The following is a 16395-nucleotide window of genomic DNA, read 5'->3' as shown; positions in this document are numbered from 1 at the left end:
CAGAATTATCGCCATTGGTTTGCATGCCCACGCTCCTTTACAAAAGCGCCATGAATACCGCGAACAAATTTATTGAAAGCATGTTGGGCGAACAAAAAACAAAATCAATATTTGAATCATGGGTATATTTTACCCAAAATTTGTCACCGATTACGACAGACACCACATATTTACTACCTTAGAATAATAGAATTACAGATTATATCAAAAACAGGAGAGATGAGAAAAAGTCTGTATACCACCTTAAAAGGAAAAGTTATCCTTGCCACGATTACAGGACTGATCACCATCCTGGCAATTCACTCGGCCATATACTATGCATTTGACGAGATAACGGAAAACATAGACCTGTTGGGTAAACCCAACGAAAAATTAATCAGTGTAAACCGTCTGTTCAGAGATGTGTCACAGCTAAATAATCTCCAGCGGCAGGAAGCAGCCACCGGCAGAAGAAATCCATCCATAGCATTTATACAGGAATCGGATGCCATCTATCGCACCCTTGATACGCTCACAATCATTTTTGCTGATGACTCCATACAATCTGCCCGCATCCATGAAATATACAATCTGCTCAATTTACGCGAACAGCATTTTCTCGATTATCTTGAACTTCAATCGAGGCTAAGTTCCGACCCTGGCATGCGGCGAATTTTAACACAGCTGTCGGAGAAAAGCCGAAGCGAACAACGTGATGATATAGGTAAAATTCTGAAATCGGAAGTAACAACAACAACCAGAACCACCTCATCGGATACCATACGTGAAGGTCGTCAGGGGTTTTTCCGGAGGTTATTCTCAAGAGGTCAGGAGAATGAACTGCGCGACATTGTGCATTCCGAAACCATTGTGGACGAATCAACCAAGGTAATTGTGGATACTTTGACCCTTGGCTCCACCAGTGAATTAATCGGGAGACTCGAAAGCTCATTCGACAGTCTGCAAAACCAGCAACTTAAACATGCATCGCGGCTTCAACAAGCCGAAATGCGCCTGCTAAATACAAACAATGGCATTATCTACGAGATAATCAACATCATTAACTCTCTTGAGCAGGATGAAATAAACGTACTGAACGCCACCACTCAATCCACACTAACTATAGCCAAGGCCACAATTAAAAGACTTAATATGATTGCCATTGCGTTCATTACGGTGTCAGCTATACTGGTGCTACTCATTATTATAGATATTACCCGAACCAATACCTATCGTCGCAAACTGGAGCAGATGCACGCCGAGGCCAGACAAGAAGCGGAAGCCAAACAGCGGTTTCTTTCGAACATGAGTCACGAAATACGTACACCGCTTCAGGCCATTTACGGGTATGCCGAGCAAGCACGAATTAACCCTGACCATCCCACAAACATCGACGCCATATATCAATCATCGGGTCACTTACTCGATGTTGTAAATGAAGTGCTGGATTATGCAAAAGTGACCTCCGGCAAACTATCGTTTGAGACAAAGCCCTTTTTGCCCTTCGACCAAATTGAGACTGTGGCCAAAACCATGCAATACCTGGCTCAACAAAAAGGGTTGAAGTTCACATTCGCATTTGATGGAGACGAGAAAACAGCACTCTTGGGCGATGCTTACCGTTTAAGACAAATTCTTTACAATCTTACCGGCAATGCCATAAAATTTACCGAAAAGGGAGAGGTAACGATTACCGCCACGCTGACACAAGAAGCTAAAAAAGCAGCTGCTTTACAGATTGAAGTAATGGATACGGGCATAGGCATCCGGCCGGAAAAATTAGAGGATATTTTCAACGAGTTTGGGCAAACTGACCCATCGGTAACGGAAAAATTCGGCGGTACTGGTCTGGGTTTGACCATCGTAAAAAGACTTGTGGAGCTTCAATCAGGACAAATTGACATAGAAAGCACAGAAGGGACCGGTACACGTTTCACAGTTTCAATACCCTATCAAACAACAAATGAAACTGTTGCAATTAACATGCAAGCAACCTCTGAAACTGTTCGGCCAAAAATTAACGCCGTTTGGTTTGCCGATGACGACCCGCTCATATTAAACCTTGGAAAAACCATTATAGAAAAAAACGGAATCCCCTGCCGCACTTTTAATGATGGCATTAGCCTGCTAACAGCCTACGAAAAAGCCGAAGCAGAGGTGATTTTTCTTGACATGCGTATGCCGGGCATGAACGGTGGTGAAGTTTGCCGGCGCATCAGGCAGATGTCGAAAAGCCAAAACAGCCTGAGAATTTATGCCCTCACAGCGCAAGCCTTACCAGGCGAGCAATCCGACATTCTAAAAAATGGCTTCGATGGCCTTATCATCAAGCCATTCAGAGAATCAGACATAATCGATGCACTAAACAACAGCATAAAAACAAATGGCGAAGCGTTGCCTTTTGACATAAAGAATCTTATAAAAATGACAGGCGACGACCCGGAAATATTACTCGACATCCTTAAAAGCATACGTGACGAGAGCCAGAAAGATCTTGTTCAGATGGAAAAAGAACTCTGGCTGAATCATAAAGAGAACATCTCGTTGCTGGCACATAGATTGGCCGGCAGGGTGGGACAGATAGGGGCGATGAATTATGCCATGGAACTACGTGCCGCAGAAAGGGAACTTGAGGATAAAAACAAACTGCCCAACCTAAAAATGTTAGTGCATAAACTAACCAAGGGAGGTAATGCCTTCTTACAAAATCTGGAGCTCCTAATCGCGGCGCAGGAATCAAAAAATATGTAACCCTACTTGAATCCGTATTTTTCCATCTTTTTATATAGTGTCTTTCTGTCGATGTTGAGCAGACGCGCTGCCTTTGATTTGTTACCCTGCACATTATCAAGCACATTGGCTATCTGCTCTTTCTCCGTTATCTCCTGAATGGCCTTCAGGTTGGTTCCGGCCTCCTCCTTGTGTTCCGGGCGGGGAATAAAAAGCATCTCCTCAGGCAAGTTCTCTTTGCCGGCCACGTTTCCGGTTGATAACAGCACCATGCGGCGGATTGTATTTCTTAATTCACGTAAATTGCCGGGCCATTCATAACTTCGGAAAATATCAAGCACTTCATCCGATACTTTATCGACTTCGCGGGAAAGATCCCGATTGGCCTCTGAGATGAAAAATCTTATAAACTCATCCAAATCGTCGGCCCTTTCGCGCAGTGGTGGAACCGATATCTTAAACTCATTGAGGCGGTGGTATAGATCTTCGCGAAAACTTCCCTGCTCCACACTTTTGAGCAAGTTGTCGTTGGTAGCAACAATCAGACGAATATCAACCGGAATAAGTTTATCGCTACCAACCGGCTGTACCACTTTCTCCTGAATCACGCGAAGCAGCTTAACCTGCACATCGTAGGATAAATTGCCTATTTCATCCAGGAACAATGTGCCTCCCGATGCGGTTTCAAACTGTCCCTTTCTATCGGTGAGAGCACCCGTAAAAGCCCCTTTCACATAACCAAAAAGTTCAGCAGCCGCCAAATCTCTTGAGAGCACACCACAATCGATGGGAACAAACGGCCCCTTGCTACGCTTACTTGAGGCGTGAATGGAACGTGCCACATACTCCTTACCGGTGCCACTTTCGCCCTGAATGATTACGGCCATATCTACCGGAGCCACCAAATCGATAAATTCATGAAGCTTACGCGCAGAGCGGCTGGTTCCCATAACAAAGCCAGATGCTTTTTTGGGATGAACTTCAGCGGAAGGTGTTTCTCTGGGTTTCTCAAGGGATTGCTTAATCACCATTAGCAGTTCATCGGGATTTACCGGTTTTGTGATATAGTCTGCCGCACCAAGTTTCATCGCTTTCACAACTGTACGAACATCGTTAAACCCTGTCATCAATACGGCAGGCGCATCCCGATACAAGTCGCGAATGAGTTTTAAAAGGTCAAGCCCATTGCCATCGGGCAAACGGTAATCGAGCAGAAAAAGGTCAAATTGCTCTCCGCGAATTAGTTTTTCTGCAGCACGGCAACTACTTACCAATACCACTTCATAGCCATGTTTCTTCAGAAACGATTCGAGAATTCGGGAAAAGGACAGATCATCCTCAACAATGAGCAATTTAACCATAACACCTGTTTAATTTGAAACTAAAGATATAAAAAAAGCAGACTGTAGCGCCAATTTAAGATATCAATTGTTGTCTCATGGCTATAGAGTGGTTAAAACAAAAAAGCCGGCCCCATGGGGACCGGCACTGAACAATTACAAATATAAATCAGAGGTTAGGCTTATTCAATAGCTTCGCCATCGGCTGTAAACTTCAGCTTTTTGCTTTCATTTCCTTTTACAAGCTTAACAGCATAATATGATTCGCCATCTTTAGAAATGAGAGCAGCCTCGGTAACCACCCATCCCTCATAATCAGTTCCCTGAAGAGCCTCCTTCACAGGAGCGGGTAGATTTTCAATTTCAACAGGTGTTTTTGACGCTTCCTGATCTACAATTACAACTTCAGCATTGTCAACAATTGAAGCTGTAGCCGAACTGGTCATCACAAAAAATCCAAAAACCAATGCCAGAGAAACAAATAACATCTTTTTCATAATCAATCATTTTGGTGTTAGACATAAAATATTTAAATACTTGCGAGAGTAATTACATTACTGTGATAATTATGCCACAACACCCAAAATACCGTTTTTCCCCTCATTATCATTCAATTAACACAATTCCCAAAAAGTGTCATCATGCGGATATAATACCCAAAAAGTGGAAATACTCCACAAAAAAAGGTGCCCCTGATTGAAGCACCTTTTGATTTTTTTTAGCTGATGAGCTATCAGAGAGCAGATTTAAATTGCTCCAAAAAGCGGACATCATTTTCAAAAAAGAGACGAATATCTTTGATATGATACTTAAGCATTGCGATACGCTCAATACCCATTCCAAAAGCGAAACCGGAATATTTTTTACTATCTATGCCACACAAATCGAGCACATTTGGGTCAACCATGCCGCAACCCATTATCTCGAGCCAACCTGTGTACTTGCAAACATTACAGCCTTTACCTCCACAAATAGAACAACTTACATCCATCTCAGCCGATGGTTCGGTGAATGGAAAATAGGATGGACGCAACCTTATTTCAGAATTTTCACCAAAGAACTCACGCACAAAGTATAGTAAAGTCTGCTTTAAATCTGCAAAAGACACATTTTCGGCCACATACAAACCTTCAATTTGATGAAAGATACAGTGTGCGCGTGCCGAGATGGCTTCGTTGCGGAATACCCTTCCGGGGAAAATGGCTCTGATTGGCGGTTGTTGTTTCTCCATTACACGTACTTGCACCGAAGAAGTATGTGTCCGCAACAGCACATCGGGGTTTTTATGTATAAAGAAAGTGTCTTGCATATCCCGTGCCGGGTGCTCAGGGGGAAAATTCAATGCAGAGAAAACGTGCCAGTCATCTTCAATTTCGGGTCCTTCCGAAATGGAGAATCCAAGTCGTGCAAAAATATCAGCGATTTGGTTACGCACCACCGAAAGCGGATGTCGTCCCCCAATTGGGAAGGAGGTTCCAGGCAATGTTAAATCCACTTTTCCTTCGGATGTCTCAGCATTATCGAACTGCTCCTTAAGATCCTGGATTCTCTGTTGTGCTTCATTCTTCAGCTGGTTTAAAGCCATGCCTACCGCCTTTTTCTCTGCCGGAGGTACCGATTTAAACTCATCGAACAACACAGAGACTGTTCCCTTTTTACTTAAGTATTTTATACGCAGCTGCTCTGCCTCTGCAGCGCTGGCGGCCGAAAGGCCTCTTATTTCCGAAAGTAGGGATTCTATTCTATTGAGCATCTGTCATTATTTTTGAAACCATTTGAGACACAAAAATAACAATTATCATTCAAGATAAAATGCCGAATGCGTAATTAAGAGCTAATAATGATCTATTGACGTGTACTTTGTTGCTAGGCTCTCTAAAAGGAATAACCAAACCCGACATACCAACGCACACCACCGGGCACATTACTATTTGAAGCCCCAATTTGTATTGGACCTAAAAAACTGTCATACTCCAACAGAAGACCATAGCCAAAAATATGATTCTCCCGATCAACCACCACCGGCCTTAAGTCCTCAGCGCCACCAGTTTCTCCGGCCAGACCATTAATTATGGCAGAGGCATGCATCTTTCGCATAAAACGATATCGTACATTAAGCTGTGCCATTAAGTAATTTTGAACAATTTTCTCTCTTAATGACAATCCCACAAAGTTAATTTCATTCGTTCTGGTCTGAAAAGGCATCCCCCCCACATAATTCAACCCCATAATAGGCAATGAACGACTTGCATAGCCAGCCTGTACCCTGGGATTTATTACCAACCTGCGTGTGATCCTGAAATACTGCTCCCACGAGCCATTAAGCTGAAACAGGTGATTGAACTCTGGTTCAATAGCATCTTGCACAATGCTACGTGCAGCACCTGACCCTTTGTACACATCATTTGCTTGCAGGTAATATCGATACCGAAAATTGAACAGACTTCCACGCGTTGGAAAATGGCGGCGATTGAGATCGTTACGCACCGTTTTAAAGTTTAGCGTGACAAATGAATTCCCAAACTTATCTACGCCATTGAAAAAAATATCATAAAAACCACTTTCGCGCTTTAAAACCGAACGCTCATATTGTATGTAGCAGTTTGACTCCCAGGAAGTGCTCGCCGATAGCATCACGCCAAACCATGCTGAAGAATAGTTCTGAATAAAACTTCCGTATTGTGCTCCATCTTCGAGATAAACCGGCAGAGTGTTATTTTCCAAATCCACCTCTATTCTCGAGGCAGAGCGCTGCTTTTCGCCATAATAGCTTATGGCAGAGAGATTAAATCGGGGCCGTTCAGATATATCGAGAGTTGAAGAAAAACGGTTGCCCCGTAAAAGTATGTTACGTAATGTGACATTGGTGATAATTCCGGCCTTGTACTCATTGTCGTAATGCAACGAAAATTTAAAGCGTGCTCTTTCAGATTCGTGCACTTCCATGGCAAGGAGGTATCCGTTGTCGACAGGTATCAACCGGTAGCTTACCGAATCAAAATAGCGCGTACCCATCAGTCGGCTTATGCCCCGCTCTACGGTTGATGCAGTGATGACATCACCCGACTCAATACCCAGATTACCCAGAAAAAAGCGGTGACTGATGCGCTCTAGTCCTTTCACCTGGATGTTCTCAATTCGGATTGTTTCTGGTTGTACTGGCACCGGACGAGGGATGTGTGGGCCTATCTCATCTAACCGAGCAGCAAGGGCAGCTAACTCTTCAAAACTGTTTCGCGCAGCAACTTCACCGATGTCGATAATTCGATGGGCATCGAAAAAGCTGGCTGCTGTATAACCCGCTAAATCGGGTGAAATGAGATAATCAACAAATGGCAATTGCATGCGCATTGACAAATTATTGCCAATCATGGCAGCAGCAGAAAGTACGCTGGGAGGAGAGCCTAAATCAGAAATGGCAACCAAATCAGGAGAACCAACATTTACACCTATAATTATATCGGCACCCATTTGGCGACACAACAAAACCGGAAAATTGTTGAGCACACCGCCATCAATAAGCAATAAAGAATCGAGCTGAACCGGTGAAAACACCGAAGGGATGGACATGGTAGACCTTAAAGCTGTTGTTAAATCGCCATCTTCAAATACATATTGCTCCCCCGAGATTAAATCGGTAGCAACGCATTTAAAAGGGATTGGAAAGTCAGAAAAGGATTCAACACCAGCCACTCGCCAAGAAAGTCGCGAAAAGAGTTCGGATATGGAGTGCCCACCTACAAAGCCTGCCGGAGATGACAACCCATTGCGCGTAATGTTTAACTCTACATGAAAACGGTGATAGTCATGCTTCTCTTCTGGTAGCACGTCAGATAGGGGGATGCCGTCAGAAAGAAGTTGTCCCCAGTCGAGTCGCCGACCAATGGAGTCCAGCTCTTTGGCATTATAACCTATGGCATACAAACCACCAATTATTCCACCCATACTGGTGCCGGTAATAAAATCGGGACGGATGCCAGCTTCTTCCAACACCTTAAGTACACCTATATGCGCCAGGCCTTTGGCTCCGCCACCACTCAAAACCAAACCAACCTTTGGCCGTTCATTGCTTTCCTGTGAGTAGATTAATCCGGAAACCAATAAAAACAGACTCAAAAAAAAGATGGCGCTAAAACGGATTGGCATTTTAACAATTGTATATCAAATAAAACAGATTCTGTCAGATGATAAAGTTACCACAATGAGTTAAAACCGTTGATACAAAATATAGAGGAATCTACCGAAAAGCAATAAGAAGTAACTGAAGTATCTATTTCCCAGAGATTAAATAACACCTCTGGCTTTGAATTCAAGATAACGATTCATGGTATCGATGGTAAGTTGCTCAGGCCGGGTTAATAGTGCAGGGATGCCATACCTTTCAAGCTCCTTCACAATCTGCTTCTTCTCGAATAGGAACTTTTCTGCCACTGCCTGCATGTAAATGTCCTCTGTGTTGGAAGCATTGTTACTAATCAGCTTTGCAATTTCGCTGTTCTCAAAAAAAACTACCAACAAAAGATGGTTAGCAGCCAGTCGGCTTAGTAATGGGATTTCCCGCTTTGCCGACTTCAGACTTTCAAAATTTGTAAATAATATGAGCAGGCTTCTCTGATGAATCCGATGACGCACATGACCATACAATGCCTCCAGGTTGTGTTCCAGAAAACCGGTTTGCTGATTGTACAACACCTCCATGATAGATTGCAGATGATGCCCCTCACGACGTGCCGGTAACATGGCACGTACATCCTCATTAAAAGTAATCAATCCTGCACGATCATGCTTTAGCATGGCAATATTTGAAACAACCAAACTGGTATTGATGGCGTAATCAAGCAGCGTCATGCCATGAAATGGCATTTTCATTGTACGCCCCATATCTATCACGCAAAACACCTGTTGCGATTTTTCGTCCTGATATTGGTTCACCATAAGGTGTCCTTTGCGGGCAGTTGCCTTCCAGTTAATGGTACGTACATCATCACCTTTGATATAGCCCCTAATCTGATCGAATTCCATGTGGTGGCCCACACGTCTTATTTTTTTTACCCCCATCTCACTTAACCTGTTGCTGATGGCCATCAATTCATAGCGGCGCATCTGAACAAAGGATGGGTACACTTTAACATCTTCCTCCTCACCAAAACAGTATCGGCGGCTAACAAGCCCCAGGCGGGCTGTCACAAATACATTCAGTACGCCAAAGCGATAACTCCCCCGCTCCACAGGAGTCAATTGGTAGTTGATAACTTCTGCCTTCCCGGGCAATAAGCGTCGCTTAAACAAATTGTCTCTTATTTGAAAAACAAAAGGCAACTCATCAATAATTTCAGCTTTAACAGGGTAGTTGAAATTACTCTCTATTTCAATTGATACATTATTGGCATCTCCATTTGAAAACCGCTCGGGAAGGAAACGTCTGGCAGTAAGTTTTTTCGCTGTGTCGGGGCCAAAAAGCATAAACAGATCGATGGCAACCATCACCACAAAGAGCATCAAAGAAACCACTGCCGGAATATAGAGTGCATGCCACATATACGCCAGAACAAAAAAGGCGCTCAGAGCCCATACCATCTGATACAGTCGCTTGTTAAGAAATACCGGTTTAAAAGGATTCTTCATTGATGCGCATTAAAATAAAAACAGCAATTACCTTGGCACCTCCACCGAATCGAGTATCTGGCGAATGACAGTTTCAGGTTTTACGCCTTCCATTTCCTTTTCGGGTGACAAAATGATGCGGTGCACCAGCACAGGGTAAACTACCTCACGGATATCTTCAGGAGTCACAAAATCACGCCCTTCAAGGGCAGCATACGCTTTTGAGGCCTTTAGTACCGAAAGAGAAGCCCGCGGACTGGCTCCCAGATATATGGAGCTATGTTTTCTGGTTTTCTCAATAATGGTGGCGATATATCGCAGCAACTGAGGCTCTACAATCACATGGTGCACCAATTCCTGAAACTTCAGAATCTCCTCTTGCGACACCACCGCATGCACCTCATCAATCTCCTTCACGATGCCACGTGCGCCGGCATTCTGCATAATGGTTACTTCCTGCTCAAGCGTTGGGTAGTCTATCTTCACTTTAAAGAGAAATCGGTCCAGTTGAGCTTCGGGCAAACGATAGGTTCCTTCGTGCTCAACAGGGTTTTGAGTTGCAATAACCAGAAAGGGAGCATCCATTTGCCGGGTAGTGCCGTCGATGGTCACCTGTCGCTCTTCCATCACTTCAAAAAGGGCAGACTGGGTTTTTGCAGGCGCCCGGTTCACCTCATCAATAAGTATCAAATTTGAAAAAACAGGCCCCTGGTTAAACTCAAAAGTTGAAGTGGCCGAATTAAATACAGTGGTACCCAACACATCTGAGGGCATCAGGTCAGGCGTGAACTGAATACGGGAATAACCAGTATCGATGCTGCGAGCAAGCAACTTTGCAATTAAGGTCTTTGCCACACCCGGCACACCCTCAATAAGCACATGCCCATTGGCCAGCAAGGCAGTCAGGATAAGATCCAGAACACGCTCCTGCCCCACTATTACCTTTGAAATTTCGTTGCGAATGCGAAAAGCCATATGATTTAGTTCCTGAACCTTTATGCGGCTCTCAAACGGGGTATCCCCATTGTTGAAGTTGCTCATATCGTTAATTTCCATATCATCTACAGTTACGGTAAAAAAAATCAATTTGACGGTTAAACTGTTGCAAATCCTCCTGTGAAATCTGATTGACCCGCTCAAGGTTTCCGGCCATCTTAAATATTCCGGCAATGGCACGTTCAGGGATGCCTGATTTACGTGCTGTCTCCTCAATCAACCTGCTCTCCGGAATGGATGTATCCAGAAAATAGTGGCTGCGCAAATACTCCAAAAAATAGACAAATCGCTTGCTGGCAATACCATGATGATTTTGCCTCGAAAAATAGAGTCTGCCTATTGTTTCGATAAAGGAGAGCGATGTATTTACAGGCTTTGGTATTACGGGGATGATGCGCTGACGCCGTTTCCCCTGAAAAACAAAGACCAAAAGAATGCCTGCAAATAAAACATACCAAGCCATCCTAAGGGCCGGTCTTGAGAGAACAAACTTCATTTCCGAATCAATAAGCGGTGCGCCAATTTTGTAATTCTCATCCCAAACTGTAGATTCCACCGGCAAATAGGAGAGTGACTTAAAAATATACTCCGAATTGTTGCCCGATAGAAGGTGATAATTGGTAAACGCTACCGGATTGCAGTTCAAATAGAGAGATCCATTCCCAAATGCCATCCTTATAAAATTCGTGTTTCCCAGATGGTCGTGCCCCAGAACAGTGGTGCGAAGCGTATCGTAAGAGGTAATTCTATTTGAAGTTGCTGCTTTGCGATACCAGCTTCCATAAGCCGATTTCAAACGACGATTGGTAAAATGATACCCAATAGAGTCAGAACCTATGGACAGAATTGGAGCAGAACTTTTTAAAATAGCGAGATTCAAGGTGTCGGCCAGCTCGTCAGAAACAGCTGATGTTGCAAGAAATATGTTGTTGCCGGCAGAAACAATTTCAAGCAGCCGTTCGGTCTCACTCTGGTCAAATTCGAGTGACTCGTTGATAAAAATAAAGTTGGAATTGATAGGAGTGGCCTCTCTCAGGAAATCGATAAGGCGGGAGTGCGACACAATGATGTCCTGATTTGGAAATAGCTGCGGCAGCATTCTATAAACCAGCCTGGTGCCCATCGGAGTATCATGTCGTCTGGAGAAACTCAAAGACCAATCCACAGGTCTGGGCGTTATGGCGATCACAACAATCAGCACCAAAAGCCCGCCTATAAGAATCCCCGTAAGAATCCTGTTGGATTTACTCTTTTCAGCCATTGTCTTCAGGATTTTGTCCGAGTGAAGAAATTGAACTTCGGAATGCCGTTTCTATACTGTTAAAATGGGTGATATCAGGCTCAAAATGGCCGTACCATACAAATTCATACATCCGGGAGAGCCGACGAAACAGTTGCTGCAAGGCCACATCCTCAATTTCGGAAGCATATTCACGATTGGTTTTGTAATATCGGAGTTTAATTATGCCTCTAACCGAGAGTTTCTGCAAAAACATTAAGTAGAGTATGCGCACCGCCTCACGAAATGCCCCGTTCTCACGATACAATCCAAACATCTTATCGAGCTCTTCTCTCTGTAACTCATTGGCCTCATGAACCATGTTAAACTCGGTGGATTTCCCGCTTCTGAAGAAGGAGAATGCGCCCATAAACGGCACGTTCATCAGCCTCAACATCAATAAAAATAAAACCACAAAACCTACAGTCAACAGGATATACTTAAGACCTGACACCTCACTAATGCCCCTATAAAGGTGCTGAAAAAACCACATCAAAAGGCGGGTGAACAAATCCGGTTTATCGCTTCCCCTATCATAGTTGTACTTAGGGTTTTGCCTTAAACTTTCTATCTCCTCCATCGATGGCGATCGATACTCAACCGGAGTGGTTGTGTCCCACACTTCAACGTGCAACGTATCACTGGCCTTAGATGAACAGACCATCAGCCAGAATATCAACAAAATAAAAACTCGTTGCTTAACTGTTGCCATTAAGATTACGCCTTATCGTCAATGAAAATTCAGTTACTCTCAGCTGCCATTTCAGACACTTTCTGAAAGAGATCTCTGTTATCTTTCTGCTCGCGCAGACTAAAATACTGAACACCTACACCAATGAGCAGAATGGCGTACACAAGATACTGGCCAAGCCCGCTGAGTATTGACGTCACAATAAGTGCAACCGAATGACTATCGCCACTTCCTTCGCCACTCATGGCAAAGTAACCTTTAATGAATCCGGCAATCATCACAGGAAGTGAGAACAACATACTCAAAGCAGTCACTATTAGTAAAAGGATAAACACAATGCCAAAGGTAAGCCACCAAAAACCGCTTATCAGCTTAAATGAGCGTCCAAAAGATGATACAATGCCTCTCTTCTCCACAAACAGAACCATTGGTGTAAGCGAAAAAGAGATCATCACATAAATCACAGGCAAAATGATAAACGTAATTGAGCCAAGAAAAATCAGCAATCCTGCAAGCGTTCCGGTTCCAGCCAGAGCGGTTATCATCATAATAATTACAACCCCTATCCCGCCTGTACCGGCCACCAGAATAGCCGTGAGAATAAAAATTGCCAACAAAGGCCAAAAATGAGAAGCAAATTCGTTCCATATATCCATGGAGGTAAAACCGCCTCGCCCATTAATAGAGTAAAGTGACATATAGGCGCTGGTGATGCCAATCAGAAAAAGGTAAGCCAAAAAAGATGTAAAATAAAGCAGACCGAGAATTCCGGGATTTGTTGACATCCCCTCAATATTCTCGCCTCCGGCTAAAATCTGAGCAAACACCTGACCCATTATATCATCAGAAAACCAGGCTGCCAGAATACTTGTTAATAATATAGGAATGCCACAAAACAGCGTTATGGCTTTCAGATAAGGTAAAATCTCGCTGGTAATAAATGCGAAAGTGGCATTTATCACATCGGAAAAATCTCTTTTCCGGTAAAGTACAAAATCACTCTTTTCCATCATTGATGCTTTTTTGGGTGTTAAGGTAAACCTGTTTGGGATATATAATGAAGTACCAAATAACCAAAGCAAAGGAGCTTAGTATGATAAATGTGTTTGTGGTATATGAGATGGTCATATAATAGCGTGTAATAAAACTCTCGAGTATCCCGGCAATAATAAAGAAAGGCACCAGACCAAGCATGATTTTGGTTCCTTTACGCACCCCACGAACAAAACTCTCGCGCCGTGGCAGTGTACCCGGGAAAAGAATGCTGCGGCCAAGCAGTATTCCCGCACCACCCGCGAGCACAATGGCCGACAGCTCCAACGATCCATGTATCATGATGGCCATTGATGAAACACCTCCCAACGAACGCTGGAAGAAAAATGCTATAAATGCCCCAACCATAATACCATTCCTAAAAATAATAAAAGCTGAACCGAGAGGTGTAAAAATCCCGAAAAGAAACACCACAAACGACACATATAAGTTATTGATTGTGATCTTAAAGAACATTTCAGCGGGCATCATCTGAGCATAAACCCCCATCGGATCACCTCGTTGGATATTGTCCAGCGTCATGTTCACATACTGATCGCCCAAAATCAGTCTTACCACATTGTCATCGGTATATGCAGAGAGAACACCCAACAACATAGCACTTACAAAAATAAGGAGCGACCAGGCAAAATCGCGTCGTGCATTATAAATAGACAAAGGCAGCTCGCTTATCCAAAAATCGAGCAGGCGGGCGCCTTTCTCTTTTTTGTTTCGATAAATAATGGTGTGGGCTTTCACACTCAAGCCATTAAGATAATCAACTATTGGCGACTGCGGATAGAAGGTACGCGCATAGGAAAGATCATCAGTAAGCTGAATGAAATGGTCGGCCAACTCATCAGGGTCGGGATTGCGATTGCGGCCGAGCTGAGCCTCAAATGCATTCCAGCGCATCTTGTTCTTATTGATGAATGCGATCTCCTTCATTGGCCGGGAAACAATTCTTAATTATTGAAACAGGAATAAAGATAATTGAAAATTCAAAAACTACGCGGGTAACAGCAGAAGTTCCGCATCTGTCCACAAAAAAATTGTGCCCGGTGCATCTAAAATCACTAAATTTGCTATTGCTTGAAAAAATGCTGCATTAATCGGCTCTTTGATGGTTTTTGTTGATGTCGATATCCTGATAAATTGGCATACGATACATAAGCGCATTCGATAAAAAACATACAACTAATTAATGGAAACTTACCACCTTAACACAACACAAAACGTGTCGCTTCAATACAAAATAGCCAGTATTGGAGATCGCATTCTCGCATACCTTATCGACATGATGATAATGGCCATATACTCGGTAGTCATTATGGTATTTGTTTTTAATTCTGACCTGTCGGGCTGGCAACTGGTTTTTCTCATCCCAGTGTTACTCTACCACTTCCTGTGGGAATCATTTTTTAACGGACAAAGTCCTGGCAAAATGATAATGCGCATCAGGGTTCTAAAAACCGACGGCTCACAACTCACCCTTGGCAGCTGCTTTATAAGGTGGATTTTTCGCCTGCCCGATATCACTTTGCTTATGGGTTCCATTGCCGTATTGGTAATGATAGTGAACGGTAAAGGCCAGAGGATTGGTGACATAGCCGCATCCACAACCGTTCTGAAAATCCCATCTAAAACCTCGCTGAATGATTCGGTTTGGATGGAGGTAGATGAACAATACACGCCTGTTTTTCGCCAGGCAAATACGCTGAGCGACAAAGATATACACATCATAAGAGAAGTGCTCGAAGCCACAGGAAAATCACCTCAACTTCAGGAAAACATCGTACTGATGCAAAAAACCAGAGATGCCATCATTAAAAAAACAACCATTGAAACGGCTTTGCCCGACAGGGAGTTTTTAACAACCATCCTAAAAGACTACAACGCCATTCACCGCGCCGAACTCACCGAAGCATAACCAGAAAACAAAGAGGGGCCGAAAAACAGTGTTTTTCAAGCCCCTTAAATATTTTCTGAGAAATATCTTTCTTAATCTCTGCGACTAAAGAAAATCATTAAATAGTAAGCCAGTGTGGCCATTGCGGATAAGGCAGCCACCACATAGGTATAAGCAGCCCATTTTAGTGCATCTTTGGCTTCCTCGTGACTGCGTCCACCAGTAATTCCGCTGGTGTTGAGCCATGCCAACGCCCTCTGACTGGCATTGATTTCTACCGGAAGTGTAATAACTGCAAATGCCGTAAACACAGAATAACAGGCAATTATGATTATCAAAGCCAAATCAAAACTGATGACATTGGGAAGCATAAACGCACCAAAAAACATTGCAATAAAAATGATGTTAAGCATTTTGGCACTCACATTTTGCAAAGGCACCAGAGCAGATCTCAGCTGAAGCGGTGCATAAGCTCTGGCATGTTGAATGGCGTGACCACATTCATGGGCAGCTACAGCAGCTGCAGCCACGTTACGTCCCTGATACACTTCGGCACTCAGGTTTACAGTTTTATTGGCAGGATTGTAATGATCGGACAATTGTCCGCCAACCGACAAAACTTTCACATCATATACGCCGCTATCGCGTAACATTTTTTCAGCAATCTCCCTTCCTGACATACCACCTGAAATGGGTGTCTGGGAGTATCTCTTAAATCTGCTTTTAAGCTGTGAACTGACAATCCAGCTGGCCAGCATAAAAACAACGAAAATAATCAATAACATAGTTCCTCCAATTTGTATAGTTAATCAGACACCAATGCATCAAAAAGTCT

13 protein-coding genes are annotated in these 16395 nt (G+C 43.5%); 2 read left to right on the top strand and 11 right to left on the bottom strand.

All coding sequences use genetic code 11. The features are described 5' to 3' along the window. The first annotated feature begins 219 nt into the window (after positions 1-219). Positions 220-2730: a hybrid sensor histidine kinase/response regulator gene (locus tag ALKIM_RS0109990; protein ID WP_026474520.1), complete on the top strand. Its 2511-nt coding sequence runs from the start codon at positions 220-222 to the stop codon at positions 2728-2730. Positions 2731-2732: 2 nt separating this feature from the next. Here the strand turns inward: ALKIM_RS0109990 and ALKIM_RS0109985 are convergent, their stop codons facing one another. From ALKIM_RS0109985 to ALKIM_RS0109940, 10 genes are all read right to left on the bottom strand, one after another. Next, positions 2733-4070, bottom strand: a complete 1338-nt coding sequence (locus ALKIM_RS0109985; protein ID WP_026474519.1) for a sigma-54-dependent transcriptional regulator — start codon at positions 4068-4070, stop codon at positions 2733-2735. Positions 4071-4231: 161 nt separating this feature from the next. Continuing rightward, positions 4232-4546 carry a hypothetical protein gene (locus tag ALKIM_RS0109980; protein WP_026474518.1) on the bottom strand — a complete coding sequence of 105 codons (315 nt, stop codon included), beginning with the start codon at positions 4544-4546 and terminating at the stop codon, positions 4232-4234. Between the two features lie 236 nt (positions 4547-4782). Continuing rightward, complete coding sequence (gene pheS, locus ALKIM_RS0109975; RefSeq protein WP_026474517.1) at positions 4783-5802, bottom strand: phenylalanine--tRNA ligase subunit alpha; 1020 nt, start codon at positions 5800-5802, stop codon at positions 4783-4785. 122 nt (positions 5803-5924) lie between these two features. Then, positions 5925-8195, bottom strand: a complete 2271-nt coding sequence (locus tag ALKIM_RS0109970) for a patatin-like phospholipase family protein (RefSeq protein WP_026474516.1) — start codon at positions 8193-8195, stop codon at positions 5925-5927. Positions 8196-8333: 138 nt separating this feature from the next. Further along, positions 8334-9674: a DUF58 domain-containing protein gene (locus tag ALKIM_RS0109965; protein ID WP_026474515.1), complete on the bottom strand. Its 1341-nt coding sequence runs from the start codon at positions 9672-9674 to the stop codon at positions 8334-8336. A 27-nt stretch (positions 9675-9701) separates the two neighbouring features. After that, on the bottom strand, positions 9702-10709 hold the full coding sequence (locus tag ALKIM_RS0109960; protein WP_026474514.1) for an AAA family ATPase: 1008 nt from the start codon (positions 10707-10709) through the stop codon (positions 9702-9704). Position 10710: 1 nt separating this feature from the next. Then, the gene (locus tag ALKIM_RS0109955) at positions 10711-11910 is read right to left on the bottom strand and encodes a DUF4350 domain-containing protein (RefSeq protein WP_026474513.1); all 1200 of its coding nucleotides are present in this window, start codon (positions 11908-11910) and stop codon (positions 10711-10713) included. Beyond that, a complete protein-coding gene (locus ALKIM_RS19300; RefSeq protein WP_026474512.1) occupies positions 11903-12640 on the bottom strand; it encodes a DUF4129 domain-containing protein in 738 nt (245 codons plus the stop codon). The genes ALKIM_RS0109955 and ALKIM_RS19300 overlap by 8 nt, the downstream gene beginning before the upstream one ends. A 29-nt stretch (positions 12641-12669) precedes the next feature. Beyond that, a complete protein-coding gene (locus ALKIM_RS0109945; RefSeq protein WP_026474511.1) occupies positions 12670-13632 on the bottom strand; it encodes a hypothetical protein in 963 nt (320 codons plus the stop codon). Further along, a complete protein-coding gene (locus ALKIM_RS0109940; protein WP_026474510.1) occupies positions 13616-14599 on the bottom strand; it encodes a stage II sporulation protein M in 984 nt (327 codons plus the stop codon). Before ALKIM_RS0109940 ends, ALKIM_RS0109945 begins: the two co-directional genes overlap by 17 nt. 256 nt (positions 14600-14855) lie before the next feature. Here ALKIM_RS0109940 and ALKIM_RS0109935 point away from each other — a divergent pair, with 256 nt between their 5' ends. Next, positions 14856-15581 (top strand): RDD family protein, encoded by a 726-nt coding sequence (locus ALKIM_RS0109935; protein WP_026474509.1) that lies wholly within the window; start codon positions 14856-14858, stop codon positions 15579-15581. A gap of 71 nt (positions 15582-15652) precedes the next feature. Here the strand turns inward: ALKIM_RS0109935 and ALKIM_RS0109930 are convergent, their stop codons facing one another. Next, positions 15653-16345, bottom strand: a complete 693-nt coding sequence (locus ALKIM_RS0109930; protein WP_026474508.1) for a zinc metallopeptidase — start codon at positions 16343-16345, stop codon at positions 15653-15655. Positions 16346-16395 lie beyond the last annotated feature (50 nt).

The organism is Alkaliflexus imshenetskii DSM 15055 (genome assembly GCF_000517065.1).
Taxonomy (GTDB): domain Bacteria; phylum Bacteroidota; class Bacteroidia; order Bacteroidales; family Marinilabiliaceae; genus Alkaliflexus; species Alkaliflexus imshenetskii.
This window is presented reverse-complemented; position numbering and strand designations above follow the sequence as displayed.

What these genes read in the sequence shown, in the direction of transcription:
- ALKIM_RS0109990 (WP_026474520.1), top strand. Translation starts at nt 220, where the DNA reads ATGAGAAAAAGTCTGTATACCACCTTAAAAGGAAAAGTTATCCTTGCC.
- ALKIM_RS0109985 (WP_026474519.1), bottom strand. Translation starts at nt 4,070, where the DNA reads ATGGTTAAATTGCTCATTGTTGAGGATGATCTGTCCTTTTCCCGAATT.
- ALKIM_RS0109980 (WP_026474518.1), bottom strand. Translation starts at nt 4,546, where the DNA reads ATGAAAAAGATGTTATTTGTTTCTCTGGCATTGGTTTTTGGATTTTTT.
- pheS (WP_026474517.1), bottom strand. Translation starts at nt 5,802, where the DNA reads ATGCTCAATAGAATAGAATCCCTACTTTCGGAAATAAGAGGCCTTTCG.
- ALKIM_RS0109970 (WP_026474516.1), bottom strand. Translation starts at nt 8,195, where the DNA reads ATGCCAATCCGTTTTAGCGCCATCTTTTTTTTGAGTCTGTTTTTATTG.
- ALKIM_RS0109965 (WP_026474515.1), bottom strand. Translation starts at nt 9,674, where the DNA reads ATGAAGAATCCTTTTAAACCGGTATTTCTTAACAAGCGACTGTATCAG.
- ALKIM_RS0109960 (WP_026474514.1), bottom strand. Translation starts at nt 10,709, where the DNA reads ATGGAAATTAACGATATGAGCAACTTCAACAATGGGGATACCCCGTTT.
- ALKIM_RS0109955 (WP_026474513.1), bottom strand. Translation starts at nt 11,910, where the DNA reads ATGGCTGAAAAGAGTAAATCCAACAGGATTCTTACGGGGATTCTTATA.
- ALKIM_RS19300 (WP_026474512.1), bottom strand. Translation starts at nt 12,640, where the DNA reads ATGGCAACAGTTAAGCAACGAGTTTTTATTTTGTTGATATTCTGGCTG.
- ALKIM_RS0109945 (WP_026474511.1), bottom strand. Translation starts at nt 13,632, where the DNA reads ATGATGGAAAAGAGTGATTTTGTACTTTACCGGAAAAGAGATTTTTCC.
- ALKIM_RS0109940 (WP_026474510.1), bottom strand. Translation starts at nt 14,599, where the DNA reads ATGAAGGAGATCGCATTCATCAATAAGAACAAGATGCGCTGGAATGCA.
- ALKIM_RS0109935 (WP_026474509.1), top strand. Translation starts at nt 14,856, where the DNA reads ATGGAAACTTACCACCTTAACACAACACAAAACGTGTCGCTTCAATAC.
- ALKIM_RS0109930 (WP_026474508.1), bottom strand. Translation starts at nt 16,345, where the DNA reads ATGTTATTGATTATTTTCGTTGTTTTTATGCTGGCCAGCTGGATTGTC.